Annotated in this window: 22 protein-coding genes; 6 read left to right on the forward strand and 16 right to left on the reverse strand. The window is 45.4% G+C overall.

All coding sequences use genetic code 11. The features are described 5' to 3' along the window. Positions 1-8 precede the first annotated feature (8 nt). From CS562_RS00265 to CS562_RS00285, 5 genes are all read right to left on the reverse strand, one after another. Positions 9-1,973, reverse strand: a complete 1,965-nt coding sequence (locus CS562_RS00265) for an ABC transporter ATP-binding protein/permease (protein ID WP_099852693.1) — start codon at positions 1,971-1,973, stop codon at positions 9-11. Between the two features lie 189 nt (positions 1,974-2,162). Then, entirely contained in the window at positions 2,163-3,455 is a 1,293-nt protein-coding gene (locus tag CS562_RS00270; RefSeq protein ID WP_099852697.1) for an amidohydrolase, read from the reverse strand. An 86-nt stretch (positions 3,456-3,541) separates the two neighbouring features. Then, the gene (locus CS562_RS00275; RefSeq protein ID WP_076291026.1) at positions 3,542-3,835 is read right to left on the reverse strand and encodes a hypothetical protein; all 294 of its coding nucleotides are present in this window, start codon (positions 3,833-3,835) and stop codon (positions 3,542-3,544) included. 89 nt (positions 3,836-3,924) lie between these two features. Then, the gene (locus tag CS562_RS00280) at positions 3,925-5,022 is read right to left on the reverse strand and encodes a saccharopine dehydrogenase family protein (protein WP_099852700.1); all 1,098 of its coding nucleotides are present in this window, start codon (positions 5,020-5,022) and stop codon (positions 3,925-3,927) included. After that, the gene (locus CS562_RS00285; protein ID WP_099852703.1) at positions 5,006-5,713 is read right to left on the reverse strand and encodes a class I SAM-dependent methyltransferase; all 708 of its coding nucleotides are present in this window, start codon (positions 5,711-5,713) and stop codon (positions 5,006-5,008) included. Before CS562_RS00285 ends, CS562_RS00280 begins: the two co-directional genes overlap by 17 nt. Before the next feature lie 130 nt (positions 5,714-5,843). Between CS562_RS00285 and CS562_RS00290 the strand changes: the two genes are divergently transcribed. Then, the gene (locus tag CS562_RS00290; RefSeq protein WP_099852705.1) at positions 5,844-6,959 is read left to right on the forward strand and encodes a helix-turn-helix transcriptional regulator; all 1,116 of its coding nucleotides are present in this window, start codon (positions 5,844-5,846) and stop codon (positions 6,957-6,959) included. A gap of 144 nt (positions 6,960-7,103) precedes the next feature. Here CS562_RS00290 and yidC read toward each other — a convergent pair whose 3' ends face one another. From yidC to CS562_RS00305, 3 genes are all read right to left on the reverse strand, one after another. Next, positions 7,104-7,970, reverse strand: a complete 867-nt coding sequence (gene yidC, locus CS562_RS00295; RefSeq protein WP_099852708.1) for a membrane protein insertase YidC — start codon at positions 7,968-7,970, stop codon at positions 7,104-7,106. Further along, the gene (locus CS562_RS00300) at positions 7,907-8,257 is read right to left on the reverse strand and encodes a hypothetical protein (RefSeq protein ID WP_175382604.1); all 351 of its coding nucleotides are present in this window, start codon (positions 8,255-8,257) and stop codon (positions 7,907-7,909) included. The genes yidC and CS562_RS00300 overlap by 64 nt, the downstream gene beginning before the upstream one ends. A gap of 92 nt (positions 8,258-8,349) precedes the next feature. Continuing rightward, positions 8,350-9,993: a DUF4153 domain-containing protein gene (locus CS562_RS00305; protein ID WP_257219263.1), complete on the reverse strand. Its 1,644-nt coding sequence runs from the start codon at positions 9,991-9,993 to the stop codon at positions 8,350-8,352. Between the two features lie 133 nt (positions 9,994-10,126). Here CS562_RS00305 and CS562_RS00310 point away from each other — a divergent pair, with 133 nt between their 5' ends. Further along, on the forward strand, positions 10,127-11,905 hold the full coding sequence (locus CS562_RS00310) for an ABC transporter substrate-binding protein (RefSeq protein ID WP_099852710.1): 1,779 nt from the start codon (positions 10,127-10,129) through the stop codon (positions 11,903-11,905). A gap of 61 nt (positions 11,906-11,966) precedes the next feature. Here the strand turns inward: CS562_RS00310 and CS562_RS00315 are convergent, their stop codons facing one another. Next, the gene (locus tag CS562_RS00315; RefSeq protein WP_099852713.1) at positions 11,967-13,319 is read right to left on the reverse strand and encodes an FtsW/RodA/SpoVE family cell cycle protein; all 1,353 of its coding nucleotides are present in this window, start codon (positions 13,317-13,319) and stop codon (positions 11,967-11,969) included. Beyond that, the gene (locus CS562_RS00320) at positions 13,316-13,651 is read right to left on the reverse strand and encodes a PadR family transcriptional regulator (RefSeq protein WP_024631897.1); all 336 of its coding nucleotides are present in this window, start codon (positions 13,649-13,651) and stop codon (positions 13,316-13,318) included. Before CS562_RS00320 ends, CS562_RS00315 begins: the two co-directional genes overlap by 4 nt. Positions 13,652-13,948: 297 nt before the next feature. Between CS562_RS00320 and CS562_RS00325 the strand changes: the two genes are divergently transcribed. Beyond that, the gene (locus CS562_RS00325) at positions 13,949-14,533 is read left to right on the forward strand and encodes a P-loop nucleotide/nucleoside kinase family protein (protein ID WP_099852716.1); all 585 of its coding nucleotides are present in this window, start codon (positions 13,949-13,951) and stop codon (positions 14,531-14,533) included. Positions 14,534-14,714: 181 nt separating this feature from the next. Here the strand turns inward: CS562_RS00325 and CS562_RS00330 are convergent, their stop codons facing one another. The 4 genes from CS562_RS00330 to CS562_RS00345 form a co-directional block, all read right to left on the reverse strand. Beyond that, the gene (locus tag CS562_RS00330; RefSeq protein ID WP_099852718.1) at positions 14,715-16,865 is read right to left on the reverse strand and encodes a cytoplasmic protein; all 2,151 of its coding nucleotides are present in this window, start codon (positions 16,863-16,865) and stop codon (positions 14,715-14,717) included. Between the two features lie 307 nt (positions 16,866-17,172). After that, positions 17,173-18,138: a sugar phosphate isomerase/epimerase family protein gene (locus CS562_RS00335; RefSeq protein ID WP_099852721.1), complete on the reverse strand. Its 966-nt coding sequence runs from the start codon at positions 18,136-18,138 to the stop codon at positions 17,173-17,175. Between the two features lie 179 nt (positions 18,139-18,317). After that, complete coding sequence (locus CS562_RS00340; RefSeq protein ID WP_099852724.1) at positions 18,318-19,517, reverse strand: ROK family transcriptional regulator; 1,200 nt, start codon at positions 19,515-19,517, stop codon at positions 18,318-18,320. Positions 19,518-19,740: 223 nt separating this feature from the next. After that, positions 19,741-20,580, reverse strand: coding sequence for a YitT family protein (locus CS562_RS00345; RefSeq protein WP_062324740.1), 840 nt, complete (start codon positions 20,578-20,580; stop codon positions 19,741-19,743). Between the two features lie 376 nt (positions 20,581-20,956). On the opposite strand from CS562_RS00345, the gene desA reads away from it, so the two are divergent. From desA to CS562_RS00360, 3 genes are all read left to right on the forward strand, one after another. After that, entirely contained in the window at positions 20,957-22,015 is a 1,059-nt protein-coding gene (gene desA / locus CS562_RS00350) for a Delta(5) desaturase DesA (protein ID WP_076291014.1), read from the forward strand. Positions 22,016-22,108: 93 nt separating this feature from the next. Beyond that, a complete protein-coding gene (locus tag CS562_RS00355) occupies positions 22,109-23,257 on the forward strand; it encodes a sensor histidine kinase (RefSeq protein ID WP_099852727.1) in 1,149 nt (382 codons plus the stop codon). Further along, complete coding sequence (locus CS562_RS00360) at positions 23,254-23,853, forward strand: response regulator transcription factor (RefSeq protein ID WP_076291012.1); 600 nt, start codon at positions 23,254-23,256, stop codon at positions 23,851-23,853. The genes CS562_RS00355 and CS562_RS00360 overlap by 4 nt, the downstream gene beginning before the upstream one ends. Positions 23,854-23,994: 141 nt before the next feature. Here the strand turns inward: CS562_RS00360 and CS562_RS00365 are convergent, their stop codons facing one another. Both CS562_RS00365 and CS562_RS00370 read right to left on the reverse strand, forming a co-directional pair. After that, positions 23,995-24,903: a hypothetical protein gene (locus CS562_RS00365; RefSeq protein ID WP_099852730.1), complete on the reverse strand. Its 909-nt coding sequence runs from the start codon at positions 24,901-24,903 to the stop codon at positions 23,995-23,997. A 61-nt stretch (positions 24,904-24,964) separates the two neighbouring features. Further along, positions 24,965-25,705, reverse strand: coding sequence for a polysaccharide deacetylase family protein (locus CS562_RS00370; protein ID WP_076291010.1), 741 nt, complete (start codon positions 25,703-25,705; stop codon positions 24,965-24,967). Positions 25,706-25,850 lie beyond the last annotated feature (145 nt).

Here is a 25,850-nt window from a genome sequence, read left to right on the forward strand (position 1 = left end):
AACTGTATTTATTCATATCGTAAGGATTCCATCGGGTCCAGCTTGGCAGCTTTGGAAGATGGCATCAAACCAGCGATGATACTAATCACTGTACTTACAATGATTCCGAACAAGATATAATATCCGGATAAATTAATTAGTTTTGCTCCAAAAGCGTTGACCAAAAGGATGTTCAACACGTAACTAATAATGACGGCAAAGACTACCGCAATGATACCACTAAACACTCCCAACAAAGCAGATTCGGAAAAGAAGATTCGCTTGATATCCTTCTTTCTGGCTCCAATCGCCCGAAGGATGCCGATTTCCTTCGTCCGTTCCACGACACTAATGTAAAGCACAACCAATATCATAATACCGGATACGAGCAACGAAATGCCTGCAATACCAGACAGAACGATCGTGGCCATGTTCACATAAGTCGTGATATTTTCCATAATTTTTGCCGTCTGGGAGCCAGAGAAGCCAGCATCAACAGCAGCAGCATTAATATCATTGACATATTTCATATCGGTTGCATAAGCATTAACTTGAATCGGCCCAATCGTTATTCCTTTGTCCGTATACATTTGCTCCAACGTATCTGATGAAATGTAACCCGGAGATTGCTGCATGGGTGATCTTTGATCTGACGCTTCATAAATACCAGATATGGTTATTTCTTTCTCCAAAGTTACCGGTTTATTATTGCCATCCATCTCATTGATATATAGAACCACAGACTTGCCGATCATGGATTCAGCTTGGTCATTTCCGCTTAATTTATTCGCCGTATCGAGGGGTAACAACATCTCATTTTCTACCGGAAGCGTACCCGTAGTTAGCGTTGCTGGATCAAAAGCATCCGTTAACGTCGTTAACTGCGTAAGTGCCACACTTTGCTTTGCATGAACCATAGTCGATTTTCCTGTAATGGTAGTGATCGTCTCTACATGATCCACATTAGGGAATTTGCGAATGGTCTCAATATCGGTCGCTGTAAAAGGTTCGCCTGCTGCCATCAAGGCTTGCGGGCCTTGCATATCTTTGGCATCTGCACTGGGCTTCGTTATATCCACAAGCAAAGGGTCCATACTTGAATTGATTTCGTCGTTCATATAACTCGTTATCCCATTACCCAAGGAGAGCATCAGGAGTACGCTTAAAATCCCGATCGACCCACCCAATGCAACCAGTACATTACGCTTGCCGTTGAGTTTCATATTTTTGAGAGCCATTTTGAAAGAAGCCAGTAAGCCCAAGTTTCTAGAAGCACCACGACTGCCTTCATAAGTGGTCAAGGAACGATCTTTTAGATGAATATCATCCTTAATCCGCCCCTCTTCTACCTTTACAATACGCGTACCGGAATCAGCTACTTTCTGCGAGTGAGTTACCGCAATGACCAGCATTCCTTTTTGCGCAATACTGTCCAGCAAAGCCAGGATTTGATCTCCGTTTTCCTTATCCAAAGCACCTGTTGGTTCATCCGCCAAAATAATGTCTGGATTGTTTGATAGTGCACGAGCAATGGAAACCCGTTGCTTCTGTCCACCCGACAGCTGGTTGGGCCGTTTATTCAGATGATTCTTCAACCCGACCTCGGTCAAAATATCTATAGCGCGCTTATTGCGTTCCTTTTCACTTGTATCCGTCATTTGCATGGCAATCGTAACATTCTCCAGCACAGACAGATGCGGGATCAGATTGAAATTTTGAAACACAAAGCCGATATTATTTTTCCGATAATCATCCATTTCCTTCTCAGTCATGGCACTTAAATTCTTTCCACGAACAAGGATCTCCCCTTCAAAATCGGAGTCCATTCCACCAATAATATTCATAAGGGTTGACTTTCCGCAACCCGATTCACCAAGGATCGAGACGAATTCTCCTGTTTCAAAGCTCAAATTCACATCGTGGAGCACAGGGACCTTTTCCTTACCATACAGCGTGTATGATTTCTTCACATGTTTAACTTCTAATATAGTCATCTTGATCTCTTCCTCTCCAAGTCATACACCCTATCTATATTGGCCATTTCACATTCTAACAAATTTGTGTGAACTGATAATGAACTGGACAATCTGAGTCTGCCTGGTAAAAGAAATACACTATGTAAGAAAAAGCAAACGGAGCCCTACATTCATTAGGACTCCGTTTGCTTAGTTCCGCTCGGGACATTAAATCCCTTCAACAATACGCTTCGCCCGAACCTCTACCTGACGGAAAAGTTCTTCCTCATCTATCGTTAGCAGCTGCCTGCCTCTCATCAGTACACGACCATTCACAATGGTGGTATCTACATCAGCTCCATTCACGCTGTATGCAAGCAATGATTCCAGCTCGTGAACCGGCTGCAAATGCGGTTTCTGCAGATCAATCAGAATCAGGTCGGCCTTGCGCCCAGCTTCCAGCACACCCACTTCATCCTGAAGGTTCAACAGACCTGCACTTCCCCGTGTAGACATGTGTAGTACCTCTCTTGCGGACAAGCGGGTAGGGTCACCATAATCCAGCTTTTGCAGCCAGGTTGCAGCCTTGATCTCTTCAAACATATCGATGGTTGTCGCACTTCCTGCCCCATCGGTTCCAAGACCCACGTTAATTCCCTGTGCAATCATCTCGGTAATTGGAGCAATTCCGCAGCCCAGCTTCAGATTGCTGACCGGATTGTGCGCTACTCCACCACGCATGCCTTTCAATCTGCCAATATCTCTGCGATTCAGGTGTACGCCATGGGCAAGCAGTACATGTGCCTTTTCGAACATACCTGCCTCTTCCAAGTACTCCGTTGGCGTCATGCCATAGCGTTCACGAATCTTCACAACTTCCTCTTTCGTCTCAGCCAGATGAATGTGGATAGGCACGTTCTCCTGTTCCGCCATCGTGATGACTTCCCGCAAAGGTTCTACTGGGCAAGTATAGGGAGAATGCGGGCCATACATCGTCGTAATTCGACCCTCTGCCTTACCCGACCAACGCTGCACCAAATCGACAGCTTCCTGTAATCTGCGCCCCCCGTCATCCTCCACGAATACCATGCCGCGTGTGAGCGATGCCCGAATACCAGTTTTCGTTACCGCTTCTGCAATTTCATTCATGTGAATGTACATATCAGCGTAAGCTGTAGTTCCTGAACGGATCATCTCGGCGATGGATAATTGTGCTCCCCAGTATATATCTTCGGGTGTCATCCGGGCTTCTGCAGGCAGCATCTTACGGTCAAGCCAGTCCATCAGCTTCAGATCATCCGAGAATGCTCGTAACAGACTCATCGGTGTATGCTGGTGAGCATTGATCAGGCCCGGCATTGCCACTTTATGTTGACCATCCATAATGTCATCACCCGGTTGAGCCTGAATGTGGGGAGCAATCTCTACGATACGGTCACCTACAATGCGAATATCCCCCTTGAAGGGGGAATCGGTGTCTTTCATCGTTAAGATTGTGGCTTGCTGGATTAAAATACTCATTCGTTTCCCAACTCCTCTAGGTTTGGATTGTCTTACTTCCAAATCCGAGGATAAGCCTTCACGTAACGGCAAGGTCAAGGTCAAGATTAAGTTAATTTTTGAGTCGTCATTGTTCTGAAACTTTGGATAAAAGGTTTGGGATCTATGTTGACCATATAAGGATAGACTCCGGTGCTGGTATGTAGATAGAAAAAACCACCTTCATTCCCCATTCTCCGAAAGGACATGTCGAACACTTCCGTAATGTTAAACTCGCGGTATTTCGTTACAATCTTGTCCGAGTAAAGGATCATGGACCGATCGCTCTGCAGTACTTCCTGTGCGAGACCCGTCACTTCTCTCTGTACTTTGTAATAAGGCAATACAGCAATGCAGTTCATGATCTCCCTCCGTTCTAGCATGATTATTTGTTCCATCATAGCAGATCGGAGAGCCTGAGCAAAAAAAATGATCCAAGCACATATATGATTTACGTGATCTTCGTTGTTACTTTCAATGGAAAACGTAGTACTTCCTGAATATGCTGCAAAGAAAGGCATTGTTCAATGTGATAAACACCATGCGGCAGTTCCGTCCGATACATTCGCTCCGCTACTGCTGCCGCAACTGCTGCTGTTGCATCTGCTTCACGCTCACCAACCAGCAGCTGCTCGACATGGACTTGTTTGCCCTTTTTCCATCCCACTGCATCTATCTTAACTGCAAACATCGGCTCCCCTCCGGGAATAACCCCAAAAGCCTTGACCGTACCATTACGAAGGGAGGGAATATGCAGTAGTTTGAACAGCCCAATACGTTTCGAGATTGCCATGGATCTGGTCATCCAACGGGAATCGAGACATAACCGAGTGGAAACCGTTGGAATACGAAGTGTACGAGCAACGACGTGTTGATCCGAAAAGTTAAACCGATACGCTTTCCTGCGGCCCAGGTCTGCCCCAAAATCAATCCATTTACCATCGTGAAAACTTTGCACTTCGACTGGCTTGCCCTTTTTCATGACCTGATAGGTAGCATTCATCTGATCCACAGTCCACTCCACCGCGGCTTTCCCGTGTTTCTCACCCAGTCCCAGCATAACGGTAATGTCCGCTTTGTCTACTTGTTCCATATGGGCACCTGCTTCACGCACAAGCAGATTGGTCACACCAGGCGACAGTCCCACACTAAGCATGGCTGTTGCTTTGGAACGCTGCATTTTGGAATGCAGCTGTTCGACCTGACCCAGAAAGTCATAATTGGCTGAAATATCGATATAATCTGTCCCCGCTTTCGCACAAGCCTCGACAAATCGGGTATCCGTCTGGTCCACACACATGACCACCAACTTGACCGATTGAAGCACAACAAGATCAATCGCTTTTCGTACATCCAATTGAAGCGGCTGGACTATACCACCCGTAGATCGGCTGAATTCCTCAGCCCGATTCATCCGCGTACCTGCCGCCCATACCTTGCCGGGAAACAAACGTCCCAGTTGCGTACATATCATTTGCCCCACCTGACCGTATCCGCCAACAACCCAAATCTGGTCTTTCACAGAATCTGTTTTAGTCTCGTTTCGCATAATATCCCTCCACCCAAAATGCTCCAAAATAACGTGTAATGTGCGAGAATCCGCATTCCTTCATCAGCCCAATCATTTGTTCAGATGAGATAGGATCCGATTCTCGGCCAAGGGAAGCTGCAAACCGCTCCCATTCTTCAAGCTGAATACCATTACTTAACATGTGATCCTGCCAGGCTTGCATCATGGTTGGATATACAGGCGAATGAAGATCGGCATTCACTGCTGCAATAATGAGTGGCGCCCCAGGCTTGAGTCTGGCCGCTAGATTGGACAGGAACCGTCTTTTGGACTCGATCCCCTGAATAAAATGCAGCATTAGCATACTTGTTGCCCCGTCGTAGACCTCATCTTCCGGTAACGCTTCAAGCATCATGAATTTAAGTTGCACTCTGGCTTCGATTCCCGCTTCCTGGACTCTTCTCTCTGCTAACTGAAGCATCGGCTGGGAAGAATCCACTCCAGTAAACGTCCATCCCGCATGGCGAGAACCAAGCAGAGCTATTTCCTTACCTCCACCGGCTCCGACAATTAGTATTTTAGCCTCGTTGTTATCCGTGATAGAAGCGACAAGCAGCCGCTCCATCAGATCATGCATATGAGAATAACCCGGAATTTTCAGGGCTATCGATTGTTCGTAACGGTTTTCATCCGCCGTATCCCAGCTCATAGATGGTTGATTGTGGTCCATCGATACTACACTCCTCATGGATTCAAGTTAGACTTGACTCTTCATTCGTCTAATTTCATTATAAAAGGATACGCAGAGCCTACAATCCCAGAACAATGGGATATCTGCATGAGGAGAGGAGATAGCTTTAATGACATCAAGTATGGAACCGAACCAGCGACTCATTACTTCTCTCGAAAAAGGAACCTGGACCTCGCGTACCTACCGGGAAGCTGTCCTAAAACAAATTCAGAATATCGTTCCCTATGACGCGTATTGCTTCACAACGGTTGATCCACAAACTCTTCTTTCAACGGGTGCCGTGACAGAAGACGGCATTGAAGCCATTCATGATCGGCTGTTCGTTAATGAATACATGGAAGAAGACATACATAAGTATGCTGACCTGATTCGCAGCGGTGAGTATACAGCGATCCTTCATGCATCGATAAGCGGAAACCCAGTATCCAGCGCTCGATATCATAACATCCTTCAACCCGCAGGTTTCGGTGATGAACTTCGGGCTGTACTGGTCAGTGGCGGAGCCTGTTGGGGGTATCTGACCCTATATCGCAAGACGGAACAACCCTTATTCACGGAAGATGAGCGACTGAGCATTCAGGCCTGGACTCCTTCTATTGCATCGATGTTACGATCCACAAGTCTGACTCTTGTGGACGAGATTAAGAGCGGAAGTCCCACGGACCCAGGTATTATGATCACATCGGACGCTTTCGAGCTGTTATCCGTGAATGCTCCCGCTCAGTATTGGCTATCGCAATTACGTTTACTGGAGCATGTGGGACCAGATATATTGCCACGCCCAGTCCGGGCAGTCAGTTCGCATTTACAGCGTCAGATTCGTACAGATTCCGACCTGATGGTTGCGCAAGAACCTATCCTTCATTCGCCTTCCAAAGTCTGCATTCAACTCCTGGATGGTCGTTACCTTGTGCTTCATGCCAGCCGCATGCAACAGTTTTCAGGTCCGGATCAGATTGCGATCAGGCTTGAACAGGCTATGCCGCAGGACTTACTGCCTTTACTCGCCGAGAGTCATGGGTTGTCCATTCGGGAACGGGAACTATTGGGTTACGTGCTGCGCAGTTATTCTTCCAAAGAAATTGCGGAAGCGATGCATATATCAGCCTACACGGTACAGGATCATTTAAAATCCATTTTTGCCAAAACAGACGTATCCTCCCGCCGTGAGCTAATCTGGTATTTTGTATCCCGTTTCCAGTTGTCTGATGAACCAGCTATTTGAAGGTTATAACCTGGACATACAAAAAGATGCCTTGTCCCATGGGACAAGGCATCTTTGCGCTACATGATGGTGCAGAACATCCGTTATATCAACACATACGTTAAATTTATATAATTCTAGTGCACCATTCTCATGAGTGAAAACTTAGGACTTAGCGGGCTTCGCAGGTTTGATATTTTTGTTCTTTACCTGCACAGCCACGGGCTCTTGCGGGTGTTCAACCGGATACAATTTACGGAACAATAACGTCTGCAAGACCAGGAATGAACCGCCGATCGTCCAATACAGCGGCATCGCTGCAGGTGCCGAAAGCGAGAAAAAGGCCATCATCAGAGGAGAAATATATCCCATGATTGCGAATTGTTTTCGCTGTTCCGGCGCCATATTGGCTTGCGAAACCTTGGCTTGGATCAGATAAATTATTGCTACCACGACTGCAAGCACATAGTCAGGCGCTCCTAATTTGAACCACAGAAAGGAGTGAGATGACAACTCCGGCGTAAGCCGAATAGCCGTGTAGATACCTGACAGAATGGGCAACTGAATCAGCAGTGGCAAGCATCCAATATTCAGCGGATTGAACTTGTGCTTCTTGTACAGCTCCATCGTTTCCTGCGAAAGCTTCTGCTTATCGGCTGGGTCGTTTTTGCCCTCATACTTTTTCTTGAGCGCATCCATCTCCGGCTTCATAGCATTCATGATCACTCGTGTGCCTTGCTGAGATTTTGCTTGTCGCATCATCAATGGCAACAACGCAAGACGGATAACGAGGGTAATCACAATAATGGCTACCCCATAACTTCCATTAAATATCGTTGCGATGTGCTGAATGAGATACGACAGCGGAAATACAACATAATGGTTAAAGAACCCTGGTGTTGATGAATTAATCTCTGAGACGTTGTTACTGCATCCAGCCAGTAGCATCACTGCAAAAAGAATTGCAATTAGGCCATAGATCCGTCCCTTGCCAGATGTAACAGTGAACCCCTTGCTTGTCTTATGTCCCATATATATCCTCCTCGTTGTTTTGTAGAAAGTACATACAACGAGGAATGGCAATCTGGTTCATCTTCATCCGGGGATTCTCTTCGTCTGACGATTCGACTTAAAGCTTCAGGTCTGTGTTGTCCGTCCAAGGACAAGGTTGGCAATCCAGGCTCCAGACCACCTCCGGCCCCACCTTCCATCCAGTACTCTGTAATGCCGCAATGCAGATGGGCAATATAAGCGTAACTGACTGTGAAAATGAGTCCGAGTGAAAATATATACGGTATCAATTCCTGAAGTTCAAACAAGGGATTCACCCCCTTTATAGGTTAGTTTTTATAGTATAACACTTACATATTGATTTTGCATAAATTCATTGTTAGAAAACAGGTTGATGAATTCATTCCATTCTCAATTTGGACAATTCTAGATTAGCTCTATGTCTTGCCATATTAAAAGAAGTCCATGAACTCTCTTCACCCAAGTCGAAGTTGGCTTGACGATCCAACATTTCCCCTTTCAAATTCGGGTACTCTCTCTGGGCAAATTCCCGCAATAGCGGAACGGCATCTGCAGATAAACTCGCCAAGTAGGATGTATCAATAATGCCTGTCTGATGATATCGTGCAATATTGAGCTCCGCAATTCGTTTATCCATACCCACATAGTTGACTGTCACATAGGCTGTAAGGGACAGTACAATATACCAGCGGATCAACGGTATGGATGTATAACGGATTCGAAGAGCGGCAATAAGCAGCAGCAGGGCCAGAAAAATCATAAATGCATGTACGAGAAATCGAATGTAGGTATATCCGTAAGCCTGTTCATACAGGTTGAGGCGTATAAACGCCGAGTACAGCATGATTGCGGAACAACCCACCAGGACAAAGAGCAGCACCTGATGCACAACTGAACCTATTTTGCCGCTTGAACGCGTGAACTGAAGGGCGATGATCAGGATGAGAAAATTAATGCCTGTTACCAGTATCAGCTCCACAAATCCACTTCTTGCATATTCCGCATAGGACAAGTCTGACGGAAGATGCCCCTCACCCGCTCCAAAAAGATAAGAAAATTGTACAAGCACAAACAGAACGTATACACAGTTGATAACCATCAGCATCGTGCCCATAATGACGGGGTCCAATCTAAAAGGTTCACGATGAGCTTGAGTAGAAATTGCCTCTGATGAGATCTTATTTGCTGTCTGACCCTCAATGATTGAGTTCAAGGAAGGATTCTCTTGTATGGAATTCATGGAAACGTCTTCTCGCTTTTCGATTTCTGAAGCAACCGTATTTGCTTTTCCATTATTCCAATGTGCATTCTCTCTTTTCTCCGATTCATATTGCATCGGCTGCACAAATCCCCATACGTAACTGAACAATAAAACGCCCGCAATGAGAATCCAGATCACTCTCGGCAGCCCTGGTGTCAGTGTCAGTTGATTTAACCATTCCGGAAAACCAGATAAATACTGATTAAAAATCCCATCTGCAGAGGAGAGCAGTGCTACGACTACGATGAGGATGGGAACGGATGCGATAAGGCCAATGAATACTTTGAAAGCAACCGTTTTCTGCGTTTTGCCCAAGCCACGTCCTCCTGTTTTCATAATAATGCTTGCGACCGTTCCCCAATGACGGATGGATTGTGGCAGCAAATGGTCCAATGCGGTACCGATCAATCCAATATTCCACCATTGTCTCTGTTTTCTACCGACTAGATAAGTCATATGTAAGATAATAAGCCCTGGTACGACCAGGAAATTAAGTATACGCAGCGGTTTATTGTCGTATAACAGAAACGTCAGCGCCAGCATCAGTACCACCCCAGCCACAAAAGCATTAATCATGGTCAATGACCGCATGCGGTCTCTGGCAAACAAGAACATAAAGCCATAAAAGAGGATAACAAAGATGGGATAAGAAACACCAGGTTCCTTGCCATAAAACAAATACTGATGAATGATAGCTAACATTAATGCCGATAGTAGCGTAATTAAAGCGCGATTGGGTGAAGCCATTATCTTGTCAATCATGGGAAATACCTCCATTAACTTTCTAGGTTTAATTCTAGATGATAAAATAAGAATATAAATAGAAATTAAAAACGATAAAACTTCTTATTTTATTATATTGCATCAGCTACAACCTCTAGGAGGAATCCAAACCTTGAAATTACATCAGCAATATTTGCTGCTCCATAGCCAGTTTGGTCAACTTGTAGAGCATGAAGTAACGCTTTCTGACCTTGCGGAACTGCTCGAGTGTACACACCGTAACACATTAACGATCGTCAAAAAAATGATTGCCCAAGACTGGATACGGTGGGTGTCCCAGCGCGGACGTGGACGGCGTTCTACGCTGACCCTGCTTATTCCGGCTGATCAAATTGCTGCAGAATACATGATGCAGGCCATGAATCGCCGCGAGTTGCAGCAAGCCGCCGAACAGGTTGGTGCTTATTCTAGTTCTACGACAATGCAAGATCATCTAAACCAGTGGCTGCTTGGTTATTCTGGACACCATACGGAAACTGGTAGCCATTATGAGCGAATTGATACGCTCAGGTTACCAATCCGCCAACAACTGCATGCGCTTGATCCTCTTTTTATCAATTTGCTGGCAGAATCTTTTGTCACCAGTCATGTGTTCGACGGGCTGGTTCAACGTAATGAACATGGGGAGATTGTTCCTTGTCTGTCTCATACCTGGGATATCAGTTCAGATCGGAAAACATGGTTCTTTTATTTGCGTAAAGGGATTACTTTTCACAATGGACACCTGCTGACAGCCGCGGATGTAGTGTATACATTTGAACGACTGCAATCCACAGAACGGCGGACATTATACCGCGATGTGAGCAAACAAATTCTATCGCTTGAAGCAACAGATCCCTTGACCGTTTGTTTCAAACTCAAAGCCCCTCACGAATTGTTTTTGCCCTTTCTTTCTACGAGCCGTGCAGCGATTGTTTCACAAGCCACGTACGGGCAACATAAAGATGGAGACAAGGAACCAGATGTACCGAATACCATGCAAAAGCCTATAGGAACCGGGCCTTTCAAGGTTACAACCTGGGATGATCACTTGTGCAGACTTGAAGCTTTTCCGATGTATTTTCAAGGCAGAGCCCATCTGGACCGTGTAGATATTCTACAAATCCCGTGGAGTGCTCCTGCACATTTGGATGAAAAACAAGATATCGAATCTCCTTTCTTCCACCTTGTTCATAATCCATCCTCGTCTGAGGGTAGAGACTGGACACAGATTAGTGCAGGCGTGATGGTACGCAAATTACTCACTTGTAATACACAAAAAACCGGACCGCTAAGCGATCCGGATGTAAGAGCACATGTTCAGGCGTGCATTACTAAATTGTATGGGAATGGCATGAATGAAAGTAATGAACGTGATCCAGGAGATGCTGATAAAGTGTTGATGAATGCAGAAGAATTGACTTATTTGTCTCAGCACTCTACTTTTGATCTACCTATCCCCTTACACATCACAACCATTCCTCAGTATCGGATGGATGCTAGACGTTTGGCATCGTCATTGGAAATGTACGGCTTCACATGTACTGTCCGCATAGGCACGATGGAGCAATTCAAAGGGAACCTGAGACTGGAATCCGATCTGATTCTCTTCTCCCTAATTCGGGACCGGGACGAAGAATTACGCAGGTACGATCTCTATCTCACTTTATCCGAACATCTGGAGGAATCTTCCAAGAAGAGTGTTCAAGAGATGCTGAAAGCTGTTGTTGCTTCGCAAATAGCAGCAGACCGATCTGCCGAACTGGATCGGATCGAACAATTTCTGGTGCAGCAGAGTTTATTATTCCATTTAACTGAAAAACCTGTGGAGACTGCCTACCTGCCTTCCGTTCGTGGCCTCTCCTTCAACAGCCAGGGATGGGTAAACCTCAGGCACATCTGGTTCCCGTGAATGCTTGTTAAACGAGCATAACAATCCATTTGTTTCAAGATTCGGTAATGATTTTGCATGTTTATGAACTGGTCATTGGGTCGGCATCCACCTTCTGCCGTATTTTTTCATTTTTCTTGGAAATGATATCCTTCCGACGATAAATACCGAGAAGTAAACCAAGCATGGCATAATCATAAATCAGGTGATTCCCATATCCAATAAAAGGAAAAGAAATACTTAGGATTGGAACCTTACCGGTAGTCATCGCCAACGAATAGATGATTTGCAATGCAAACATGGCGGTGATACTGACAATAATCATTCGACTGAAATCATCCCGAATGCGAACTAGTATCTTCATCATACTGGCAACATACCAGACGACACCCACCAATAACAGTATCCCAGCTGACCAGCCAAACACATCAATGAGCAGCACACCTGGGTAATTATAATAACTCGTTTTAAACATGTCGAACGTTGTATCAATCCCATTTCCCCACCAGCCGGCTGATCGAATAATTTCAATAATGGAATAATTGCTATATCCACTCCCGTGAGGGTCATCCTGAAGATTCAAAACGACAGAGAGCCTCTCCAGGCGGCCGTACTGATCTGCAAAAAACAATAACAATACAAAAATACTTCCTGTTACAACAGCACCTATGGCAGTATAAAGCCATTTTTTCGTGAGCCAGCCAAATAAAATAATGCACATTGTGCCAAACAGAAACATGCGAACCCAGTCCGACATTTGAAATAGTAGCACTAACGGTAACGCTACCATTGCAATGTAGGTCAATATGGATTGCATATTACAATTGGAACGAAGCTTGTCCAGCATAATTGTGCCAATGGCAAGTGGTACTACCCACATTGAAACCGTCGTCACATCTAGAACAAAGCCGAATGGTAACGTCCAAAATCTATTTATACCATTGTAAGTTGAAGATAATGCTGGATTGATCCACAGCATGGCATTAAGTAGAATATAGATCCACCAGGCCGCTCTTTTAAACTTTCGATAATCAAAGTAAATAAAGAACAACATAAATATGAAACCCATAACGGTGTATATTACATGATTGCTATATAACTCCTTATATATTTCTACTGTAACATTGGTTGTAAAAATCCACATTAACAACAGGCTAACTGTAGCCAATCCAATTATTCCAACTAACAGCCCCCAATGCATACGATGACGATGCAATCTGTGCATACTTTTGCCCACCACTGCAGGATCACCCATCTGCTCAATGGCGTATGCAGCTGCCTCTTCCTGGCTCAGTCCCTCTTGCTCCTTGTCCAACATCATTTCTTCCATGTGGTTGCCAAGCTCATCACGCAGATCAGTATGTACTTCACGTGCCTTAACCTGACTACACAGTTGATCAAGATAATGTTTAATCTTCTCATGTCGATCCGTCATGTTAAGCCTCCCTCTCCAAGCACCCGATCCACGGCACCGCGGAATAAAAGCCACTCGGCTTTTTTATGCTGTAACGCCTCCACACCCTTGTCACAAATGGAATAATATTTACGTTTCCTACCTTCAACCTCCATCCAGTAAGACTCCACCCATCCCTCAAGCTCCATCGCGTGCAGAATGGGATATAACGTACCTTCTTTTAAATTAAACACACCCTCGGATTGACGATGGAGTTCCTTGATCAATTCATAACCGTAAAGCGGCTGTTCCTTCAATAACGTAAGAATCAATGTCTCCGTGCTGCCTTTAATCATTTGTTTGTTTACCTGCAATGCTGTCACTCCCTTTGTTCATGCTTCAACGTACAATAACAACTACCACTTTTACTACAGTTCATAGAACTTCAAATGAACCTAATAAAACCACTTAGCTATATACATCGGAAATCTATGCATAGTAAAACTAGGTATAATATTACCTGATTCTTCCTTTTCTGTCTAGCTATCAATTGAAGGCGTTTATGATAAAATAAACAAGTCATTTCACACCTGAGGTGCCATTATGACTCTCTTATTCGTACTCACACATTACATATTCTTTCTATTCATTATGAGGAGGCAATTCAAACCATGAGCAAACTGATTTTCTTTCTTGGCGGGGCCGGGAGCGGCAAAACAACCCTTGCTAAAGCCCTCTCGCGTAAACATAAAGCTGCTTTTTTGGATATGGATATCCTGCTGCGTCCTGCTGCTGAAGCAATAATGACCCTGCAGGGACTCGATCCATCCGATCGAGATTCACCGGAATACAAACGGCTGTGTCGTGATTTGGGATACCGTATTACGATGGATGCAGCACTAGACAATGTGCAATTGGGTATCGATACGGTTGTTGTAGGACCCTTTACCAAAGAAATCGGAACTCCGGACTGGATCGAGCAGGAACTCGCACAGATTGGACGTTCCCTGAATGATACAGATGTACGTGTGGCCTATATTTATCTTGCAAATGAAGCTTTGTATCGAGAGCGGATTACAGCCAGACAATCACAGCTGGATGAGTGGAAGCTGGAGAACTGGGATGCCTTCACAGCTTCACTTGCACGTAAACAAGTAGCCTGGCCCTTGCCCGCCTCAGCCGTGGCTTATATCGATAATTCCGATGAGAACCCTGATATCGCTTTTGCTGAAGTCGAACAACGAATGTACGAATAAAATGTGTAATCGAATGGAATGGAACGACCTTAACTTCTCCATTCTCTTTTCGTGCTGCTTATACGCTCAATAAAACTAATTCACACCCAAAAGGGGTACTTGTCATGGTGACCCGCACAGGTCGAACGTGACAAATACCCCTTTTACAATGATCTATGACCAAACATTCGAACCTGCATCGTTACAAAAACTGCTTCATAATATACTCCTGCTCCAGAGGTGTAATCACGGTGCGCTCCACGGGTGGACCTTCTGTCAGATACTCTGCCACTTCAGCCACACGATTGGACTCCAGCTCCGCTGTAAATACGAGATTGGCCATCCCTAATGTCTCAACCAATGTTCCCCGCGCTTTAGCGTGAAGCATGAATAAGGTATATAAATCCGGTCTTTTCAACTCCGTCAGCGCCCGGGCGATCAAAGCCAAATCGGCTATGTTGTCCCCCATCGGAGGATGCGCTTTAGGCTGTCTCATTAAGCCAAAATCGCACCACAAAATGCGCCGCTCCTGTACATCAATAATGGCTGGTATACAACTACGGGAACCTGCCGTCAGATCGATTCGCTCCTGTACCGTTGAAGGTTCGAACATTTCATCCGACTGTGGCGCCTGACGCATCATCCAGCCAGCATAACACTCCGGCAAATCCTTGACAGCATTTTCCCTGAATGCGTTAACCATGATCACAATATAACGTGCGCCTAACTTAGAAACGGACGGCAAATGCAGATCCATATACTTCGCCGCTCCATCCGGTGCAGTCACCTTAAACCCGCTATTTGCAGCTACATATTCATTCGATTGCAAAGGGATCCGGGTTGTTTGACCCATATCACGCCAGTTCGGATCATACAGAACACTTGACAGATCGGTATTCACACATTCGATTCGCTCCTCACCGCCCAAGCCTTCTCTCCACGACAGAAAAAAACGAATGGTATCTCCTGTGGGTAACGATATCCATGACGCACGCGATAGAGCTCGAAGAGATTCGCTTGCCCTAAGTTTCCCCGATGGAACTGAAAACTCTTGAAGTCTTTCATCAATGTATACATTACCGAGTGGTGGAAGTACCGCAAATCGTTTCAACAGTGTATGCTCTACCGCCGATATCACCGTATGAACATCCTCAACGTTCAGGGGCGGCAGCGGCTGAGTGGAGACAAACAGATTTGACGTGTTGCCTTGGGGGAAAAAGCTCCTCCTGACCTGAAACTGCGTCCGTGTACCGAAATGGGCCAACACTCGAAGCAGCGCCCTTGTCGATACCTTGTCTGCCACAGTTTTCATTTTGCAGATAACTCGTTGTACCGGAACACCGGAACGTATCATTCGGTCCAGCTGACCGACCATCTCTCCCGGACGTTCCGCGAGCGTCTCCACAATAAGCTGGTTATCCTTCTGTTCAAATGCCCGCTCCACTCTGCCATGAAAGGTAAGCGGGTGTTCCCCAAGTCGCAACTGGTCCAGCGCTGCTACTGCCACTGGATAACGGTATCGATATTCACCCGGATGCAGTCGCTCGGCCAATCTCTGCCAGCTTCCTTTATATCGAAACAAATCTTCCAACGGGTCCGAAGCACTCTCCAATAAAGCAAATATTACCCGTCGTTCAGATCGGGTAAATGAACGGAAACGGGTATTCTCCTTCAAACTGACATCTCCATCGGAACACGCCACCGCTAGCCGCAATATATCTGTTGCCGTGCGCAAATGCCGCTGGAATTGCTCCACCGAAGCACGTCCCGCCTTTAATAAAGCAGCACAATAAACGGCGGCATTTTCCCTCACAGGTATTTGCCCTGCCTCTGGCTCAAATGCGGACCAGCCTTCGTACTTTGTTGCAAACCAGACCAACTGCTCTTTTGCAACTGGCGATAACGCTGATTTCGCTGTAAGCAGGTTCATTCCCACTTGGTAAAAATCTGCTTCACTGCCGAGATGAATCACACGCAGTCGCAGCTTGTTCAGCAGTAATATGCGCTGCTCCTGTTCAAAAGACTGCTGTCTCCAGGAATGCATCAAAGCATTTAAATAAAATTTACTTTCCTGAATATTCATTTTTCGCTTAGGAAATTTCGGATACACGAGGATTTCCTTTAAATTGATTCCTTTCATCTTTCGAAGCTCTTCCATCAATTGCTCAAACCATAAAACGAATCTGTCACGTTCCCAGGTATTCAGCACATCTATCAGTTTCGTCGAAAACGTATATCCCAGCGATTCCAAATTTCTCAGTGCAGTCGCCAATATACGCACAGGCAGCTTGCCCTTGCGCTCTGCAATGATCACTTTCAAATTCCTGCTGAAATAGATTGAGAATAAGTCCATCACTTGTACTCTCCCACATGACGATAATATATTCAGCATTGGTATACTTGGCCTAGCTTGTGGCTGTTCTTCATATGTATGACACAATCCAAAAACTAAAAAAATCAGGGAAGCGGCACCCCTAATACCATTGTAAGTTCAGAAGGAAGGGATACCATAGCCTGATTAATGCATATTATATCTTATAATTGCAGATTAGAGAATATCACATCGAAAAGAGAGCGGCAGAATACCACTTCACCCGAAAGATAAAGTTATTCTGACCGCTCTCTTTACATTTATTTTTCACCGCTATTCACTTGCCAGATTATCCGTGCTGACGTGCCGCTTGACGTCCGGCGATCCGAGCTGTAATTAACCGGTGACTCTCATCAATCTCTTCCGGTGTGCAGGCTGCTTTCAACTCATATACTTTGACCGGAGAACGATCAATGATATCCAGGAATGAATCAAAAAACGCCATGTCCTTACTATGGATATATGGACACCAATGATCCGACAAGCCTACCGTCTCATGGATATGAACCCCAACGACATGGTCGATCAATTCATTTGCTTCGCGTGCATTATCATAGAGCCCCATTCGGTCCATCATCATACCGTGACCAATATCGTACCATAAGCCGAGTGGAGCCCCTTTCATACCGCGGATAAGTGCGCCCGCCTCCTGCAGCGTCGGCATTTGGTAACAGCGTGATCGAGTCTCAATGCCGAAATTCACTCCGTATCCCCGCTGTTCAGACAATTCACACACTTCTTCCAGACTCTCCTGAATTCGCTTCAGGTAATGTGCGCTACTCGCCTCACGCTTCTCCAGCATCTCTTGCCACAATGATTGATAGTCCGAGGAGTCCGGCCCTTGATCGTGATATATCTTTTTCAATGCTTCATCAATGTTATATTCAAACGGCACCTCACCTGGATGCACGACGACTGCCTTCGCACCATACCGGTGTGCATACTCGGCTGAACGGAGCAGCAGTTCAATGGCCCGCTTGCGACGAGGCTCATCGTCGAAACCGAGCAGAACTGAATCGGTCCCATAATCGGGATCAGCTACATGTGGGAACGTGTTGTGCACACTGGATATGCCGATTTCCCCCCGCTCAATCATCGGTTCAATTGTTTGCAACAATTCGTCCGTAACGTTATAGTTCAGCTCCACCTGTCTGAACCCTAGAGATTTGATCTCCTCCATCATATCCTGACCCGTAGTGTGTCGTTTGATGTTCCAGCAAGTTGAAAATGAATATTCCTTTTTGTCGGTAAACATAGCTTTGTCCTCCTATATGCAATGTTCAACCCGTTCAATGTCTGATGAATCTTCTCTATTTTTAAATCAGCCTAGCTGATGTTTAATTCAAATCTCATTTTGTCCGCGTTAACGGTTAAGCCAATTTCGATCTCGTTCCATCCATCCAACTTACCTTTATAATTATTGAAGTAACGCCCTTATTCCAATGACTCTTGCTGAAGATTCAACATCGTTTGTTGTAACGCCACCTGCACTGCTCCAGTGACTACAGCCCGCTCGCCAAGCTCTGAACAGATCAGTGCAGGCTTCGCCGGGAATTGATCAGATACGATCTGTCTGAGATGCGGCAATAACACATCCCCATTTCCCCCAATACCTCCGCCAAGTACAATGAGATGGGGAGCAAGAACGACGCAAATATGCCGCAGAGCCGAAGCAATCATTTGGCTGTATTGTTTCAGAATCTGCACAGCTTGCGTTTCTCCACCTCGCGCAGCTTCGAACAGTTTCTCAGGAGTCAGGTATTCACGAAGAGCTTCTATACCAGAATCAGGATCCTCAAGTAGACTGGCATCCAACTGACGCTTGGCCAGTTCCATCAGACCATCAGCAGATAGGACATCCTCCAATCGATGGCCCTCTTCCAACAACATCTCCGCGAGCTCGCCTGTCAACCCGCCCATACCTCGAAGCAATTGCCCGTTCACCATGATGCCTGCGCCCGTTCCAGTACCGATGGAGAAAAAAACAAACAGATTGGAATCTTCTGCTGCAGCTCCCCTCCTGTACTCCCCCAGTGCAGCCAGGTTTACATCGTTCTCCAGAATCACTTCACACGGGAAGGCCCCCGACAATGATTCAAGCGAGAGCAACTTTTCCAATCCCTCTAAAGGGGCAACGATTCGATCAATATCTCCAGAGTCCGGCAGTACAACGCCAGGAATGCCAAAACCAACACATCGAATCTGATCCCAATTCAATTGATTCTCCGACAGTAAGTCATCCATATGGCTTCTAAGAACATCAAGGGTTGCCGTCTCTGTTCGATCACCACTTTGGACCGATAACGTTGGATACGTTCTGTACTCCATAATCTCACCATTCAGATCAGAGAGTGCGATCCGAATTCGGGTTGCCCCAATATCGATGCCACAGACATAATAAGCTGATTCGTTGAATTGAATGAGTGTTGCTTTGCGACCCTGAGCATTATCGGCTCTACCAGTTTCCAGCACCAAGTTTCGTTCAATGAGATGTTCAATTGCTGACGACACCGTAGGTTTGCTGAGTCCGGTCTGACGACTGATATCTGCCCTGGACATCGCACCAGTTGCGATTAGAGCATCCATAATCAAATTCTCGTTCAGATTGCGGATATATTGCGGTGAGCCAGCCATTTTATCGCCTCCTTTATAGTTAGTTAAGTTTCTTAACGAATTAAATTCAATATATCATCGGGCTTGATACGTGTACAGCTTTTTGTCAGTATCGGATGATCTGATTTCAAAATCAAGGCCTGATCTCATCGTGATCATTTAATTTCGAATTTACACCACATACATCAAAAAAAGCCGCAGTGATAAACACCGCAGCTCCTTACTTCCTTATATATACGCTTCATTACGATTTGGACAATTCGATGAACCCTTCACCAAATACGTCACGCACATCATGGATCGTTATGAAAGCAATTTCGTCCTCCGCTCGCACAATCTTCTTCAGCATTGGAACTTCTTGTTTGCTAATGACGATATATAAGATCTCTTTCGGGTTCTTTGTATAGTATCCATGACCAGACAGGACAGTCACTCCCCGATCCATCTTCTCAATGACCTGCTGAGCAATAGCATCCTGTTTGGTAGATATAATCGTAACTGCTTTTTTCGGATTGAGCCCTTCAATAATGAACTCCATCGTTTTGGTGCCGACGAACAACATGACAATCGTACACATCAAACCTTGCGGCCCTATAATGAAGAAAGACGAGAACGCCACGATCAAATCGAAGAATAACAGTCCATAACTGATGTTCCAATCCAAATATTTGTTGGCAAGTCGGGCCAGAATAACCGTGCCCGCCGTTGTGCCGCCTACTCTAACAATCAAGCCGATACCCAGACCGGCAAATAATCCACCAAAAATGGTATTGATCCAAAGCTCGTCCGATGCAATCGTCCAGCTCTCGGTCAGGTGCAGGAACAGCGAGTTGAATACCACCGCAATAATGGTATACACCGTTGTTGTTCTGTCCAGAAACTTATACCCCACAAGTAGCAAAATACCATTCAGGAGCAAGTTCATCAGTCCCGGAGACCACTCAAAAAGGTAATACAAAATAATAGTAATCCCCGTAACGCCGCCTTCAGCCAGATCATTCGGGATGACGAACAGGTTTACTGCAAGTGCAAACAGAAATGCACCCGCCATAATAAATAGAATATCCGTTATTCTTTTCTTCATCATGCACTCCATCCAATCCATCAGAAAATCAACCTATCAACCAATTTCATAAGTTGTCATAACCACTCAATGATAGATTCTACCATGCCATGAACAAAATTTGTATACATAATACAAATTGTTGCGCGAATTGTACAAAGGAATTCGAAATCAGTGCTTACTTAGGTTCTGCAAAGCAGTTTAACTTCATCCACCCATGACAAATGTCATGGGTCATCATTGATATTCATCATTACAGTGTACTGACGTTTATGACTTACTGCACTGGACGCATTCTTATACAATGATAAAAACGCCTCACTTGGAGACATCTTCCCAGGAAGCGTTAGGTTATAACTGATTACAGTTATTGACCATTGAAGGAGGACGTACGTCAATGAGCAGATCCAAGGAAATGGCGCTAAAAAAAGAAGTTACCCCTTATGAGAAAAACAATCTTCGCCTGAGTATCCAACAATTAGTGAATTCCATACTGCCATTATTATTATTATGGGCCGCAGCGTACTATAGCTTGTCCGTGTCCTACTGGTTAACATTTCCGATTGCCCTCGTAGCCTCGGGATTTGTACTTAGAACATTTATCATTTTCCATGACTGCTGTCATGGTTCATTCTTCAAAAGCAAACGTGCCAACGACATTCTCGGCACCATTACAGGTGTACTAACCCTTACACCTTACCTGCAATGGAAAAACGAACATTCCATTCACCACGCCACCAGCGGCAATCTGGACAAACGTGGAGTTGGCGATATCTGGGTGATGACAGTTGAGGAATATAAAGCCGCTTCCCCTTGGGGTCGTCTATTCTACCGGATTTATCGTAATCCGTTTGTCATGTTCGGTATTGGTCCCATCTATGTGTTCCTTTTTGCCTACCGCTTTAACCGTAAAGGCGCAAGACGTAAAGAGCGCATCAATACGCATCTATCAACAGTTCTGATCGTTGTCCTGTACGCTTTTATGTGCTGGCTAGTCGGTTGGCAGGCTTTTGTCCTGGTGCAGGCACCCGTCTTTTTCTTCTCCGGCTTCTTCGGCATCTGGCTGTTCTACGTACAACATCAATTTGAAGATACGTACTTTGAGAATGAAGATGAATGGAGTTATGTGAAGGCTGCTGTAGAAGGTAGTTCATATTACAAATTGCCTAAACTGCTGCAATGGATCAGCGGCAATATCGGGTTCCACCATGTGCATCACTTGAGCCCACGTGTTCCCAACTATTATTTGGAAGAAGCACATAACGCAACACCGCCACTGCAAAAGGCTACAACGATTACGTTACGTTCCAGTCTGGCTGCCCTGCGCTTCCGTCTGTGGGACGAAGAATCCAAGCAATTTGTCAGTTTCAGAGAGATCAAACGCTTATCTCGCAAGCCTTACGTTCAACCACCAATTCGAGTAAACAACCAAGCGGGTCTGACAGAGAAGCCTTAACTCTGTCGGATTCGTTTTCTTGTATTCAGGCTAAAGTCATGCTACAGTCAGGCTAAGTTTGAGTACAATGCAAGTCCGAGGAGGAGAATTTTCATTCAAAAGTGGATGCAGCTCTTTTATAAAAATACAGGTTTAAATCCGTATGTATGGCTCGTCTTTTTCATCCTGCCCTTCTATTATATTTCGCAATATTCCAAATTGTGGCCTATGGTTGCGGGCATTTTCATCATTCTGTTCTTCTTTGTTTGTTATCTGCTTGCCTTTATCACAAAGGGCTGGCAAGTCTATATGTGGATTGGACTCTTGATCGCCATATCGATTACGATGACCATCGCTTATGATTATGCCTATTTCTCATTGTTTCTTGCTTTTTTTATTGGGAATATTAAAAATAAAGCTGGTTTCTTCACCCTCTATTCGGTGAACCTGGCAGCCAGTTTTCTAACCATTAATTATAGTTTCATCAAACAGAGTACCCTGTTGCTCAGTCAGTTCCCGTTTGTATTCATTACTCTTATGGCATCCATTCTGCTTCCGATCAGTACGTATAACAAAAATAAGCGTGAACAGCTGGAAGGCCAACTGGAAAATGCCAACAAACGGCTGGATGATCTTGTGAAAATGGAAGAGCGGCAACGTATCGCACGCGATCTGCACGATACACTTGGACAGAAGCTCTCTCTTATCGGTCTTAAAACCGATCTGGCGAAGCGTCTGCTTCGCATGAATCCTGATCAAGCCGAGATTGAACTGAACGATCTGAGACAGACGGCAAGTACGGCCCTGAAAGAAGTCCGGGAAATGGTAACGACTATGCGTGGAACACAACTGGTGGATGAACTGTTCCGTGCCGAACAAATTTTGAAGGCCGCTTCCATTGAATTTGTACTTGAAGGCAATCCGAAGTTACAGGATACGTCACAGCTCAATGAAAATGTACTCGGCATGTGTCTGAAAGAAGCTGTTACAAATGTGGTCAAACACAGTCAAGCAGCGGTATGCACCATTCGTATTGAGGAAACACTGGCCGATAATGTATTAACGGTTCAGGATAACGGGGTCGGAATCGAACGTACTCGCAAGCAAGAACGGCGCGGAACCGGAATCTTGGGGATGAAAGAACGACTTGAATTTGTGAACGGTTGTCTGGATATTCGTTCCGGAGCAGACATGGAAGGTACAGGCATTGTCATCCATGTTCCCAAGCTGGTCCGCAAACCGATAAAGGAGGTTGAACAATGATCAGGATCGTAATCGCCGAAGACCAACGTATGATGCTGGGGGCATTGTCTTCCCTACTCAATCTGGAAGAGGATATGGAAGTGGTAGGACGCGCAAGCAATGGACAGGAAGCCCTTGCTCTCGTCAGGGAGCATTCACCAGATATCTGTCTGATGGACATTGAAATGCCCGTCAAAAGTGGCCTGGAGGCCGCTGAGGAACTTAAAGGAATGAACTGTAAAGTCATTATTTTAACAACCTTTGCCCGGACCGGATATTTCGAACGTGCTTTAAAAGGTGGTGTACGCGGTTATCTGTTAAAGGATAGCCCGATCGAGGAACTGGCCGAAGCAATCCGTCAGGTCATGAATGGAAGACGTATTTTTGCACCCGACCTGGTGGACGAGGCTTATGTTCAGGAGAACCCGCTGACCGAACGTGAAAATGCCGTTCTGGGCCTGATGGCTGACGGTAAAAATACAAAGGAAATAGCCGGACATTTATTTATTACAACCGGTACGGTGCGAAATTACATCTCTATTATCCTCAACAAGTTAAATGCAAGTAACCGCATTGAAGCCATCACCCGTTCCAAAGAAAAAGGGTGGTTTAAATGAAAGTACCGCTTTAACCCAATGAAACATAAATAAGCAAGGCACACCTTCCCATCGGTGCACCTTGCTTATACAAGGATAGGTTGGTCTGGAGCATTCCCCCCGGGCCAGCCTATTTCCTTTTGATGTTTTTTTGAAGCCATTCTATTTTACAGAAACAACCATGCCCAAAGCTTCCAGTGGCACCTGCTCGGTCTGGAGCTGATGAATCTGCTTGCCATCTTGCCAGGAAATCGTTACATTAACGCTTTTACCACCGCTTGGATACTGCACGTTTACGAATCCTTTATCCTTTGGTGCAGGCAGTGTATGGGACTCCAAATACTCCACCATTCTCTTCGCAATGCCCGGATTATTCATGTTATCTTCGGAAATGGAACGAATCTGTAACGTCCATCTACCTTCTGTCCAAGTCAGATACTGACTGCCCGCCGCGCCTTCAGTCATACCCTTGATACCATGTCCCAGATCCACTGTCATATCCTTCGGAAAGTCTTTCAAATCTGTCTCAGGGAAAATATCGGTGCTGTTCGGATCTTTATATGTCTTCACTTCATAGGATGCCAGAACAGGCACTTTGCTGCCAGAGGCCGTCAATGAAGCATCATTCACCGCAACAGGCTGGTCAGTGGAATAAAAGTTAATGTGAAACGCATCTGAAGTATTCGATGTGATCGATGCAGTCAGATGTTTTCCCTTTTCCAGAGAAAATGAAGTAGGTAACGAAGCGTTCTTCATCTTCAGCTGACTGCGAATGTCCTTAATGACATCGTTCGCACTTTGCTGGGTTTGACCTTTACTGCTCGTTTCCGAATTCGGTGTCCCGCTTCCTGCAGAACCTTCGGTCCCCGGTGTTCCTGTGGTATCTGTTCCGCTATCTTTCGTTCCATTGGAGAAATCGGCTCCTCCACTGCCTGACTGAGCCTGTTCGCCGGCCGCGTGGGACGTGTTGTCCGCTGATGATGGTTTGGTATCCTGGCCACCACACCCCGCAAGAGCAAGCAGCACTGCTGTTGTCACAGGAATCGTCATCCATAATTTAGGTTTACTCATGTTGTTGTCCTCCTTGAAGCCATTATTAGAATCAGTTTACATTGTTGTCTAGCCTGAATTTTTAACGTTTGTCATTCCAGAAATTCACGGGCTGTACTTTCTTGGTCAGCACTTCAAACTGGTAGCCTTCTGCTTTCAGTGTTTTTAACACTTGCGGAAGTACTTTCAATGTCGCTTCCTGGTCGTGCATCAGTACCACAGGGGTGGTTCCGCTCTTTTGCACATTATGAATCTGCTTCATCACGCTGTTGTAGACTTTCTGGTGATCCTTCTTGTATTTCCAATCCTCGGAATCAACATTCCAATCCCACAGATGGAATCCCCCTTGACCTAGTAGAACATTGCGATATGCCGGTTTGAGATATGGTTTGCTGCCGTACGGAGTACGAACGAGGCTGGTTTTGACGCCTGCCACTTTGTTCAAGCTTTCATTGGCCTGCTGCATTTCTTTCAAGCCGCTGTATGCGGATTTATAAAATTTACCGGGAACATGCGTTACGCCGTGCAAGCCCAGTCCATGTCCGTCTGCAACAATACGCTTAGTAGCCTTCTGAAACTTCTCCATTTGAGGTCCAAGCATGAAGAATGTCGCCTTGGCATTGTACTGATCCAGGATATCCAGTAATTGTCCCGTGTGGGCGGTCGGCCCATCATCGAAAGTTAGATATATGATCTTGGAGCTCGCTTTATTTCCAGCATGCTTGGATGCGGATGAGGCAGCTGAAGCCGACTGCGGCAATAACAATGGAATGATCAATAGAATAGCAAGTGCGGTGATGAACGTTTTACGAATATGTAGCATAATAAAAGTCTCCCTTATGTCTTGTATTTCCCCGGGTGTCTATGTTTCTCTCATTGCAGCCCTTGGCGATAATCCTAATACTATCAAAAAGAGTGCGTCCCATTCTCGCTTCAAATGCTACGTTCGAGTTACACTTTTGTCAGAT

The organism is Paenibacillus sp. LK1, assembly GCF_002750415.1.
Classification (GTDB): domain Bacteria; phylum Bacillota; class Bacilli; order Paenibacillales; family Paenibacillaceae; genus Paenibacillus; species Paenibacillus taichungensis.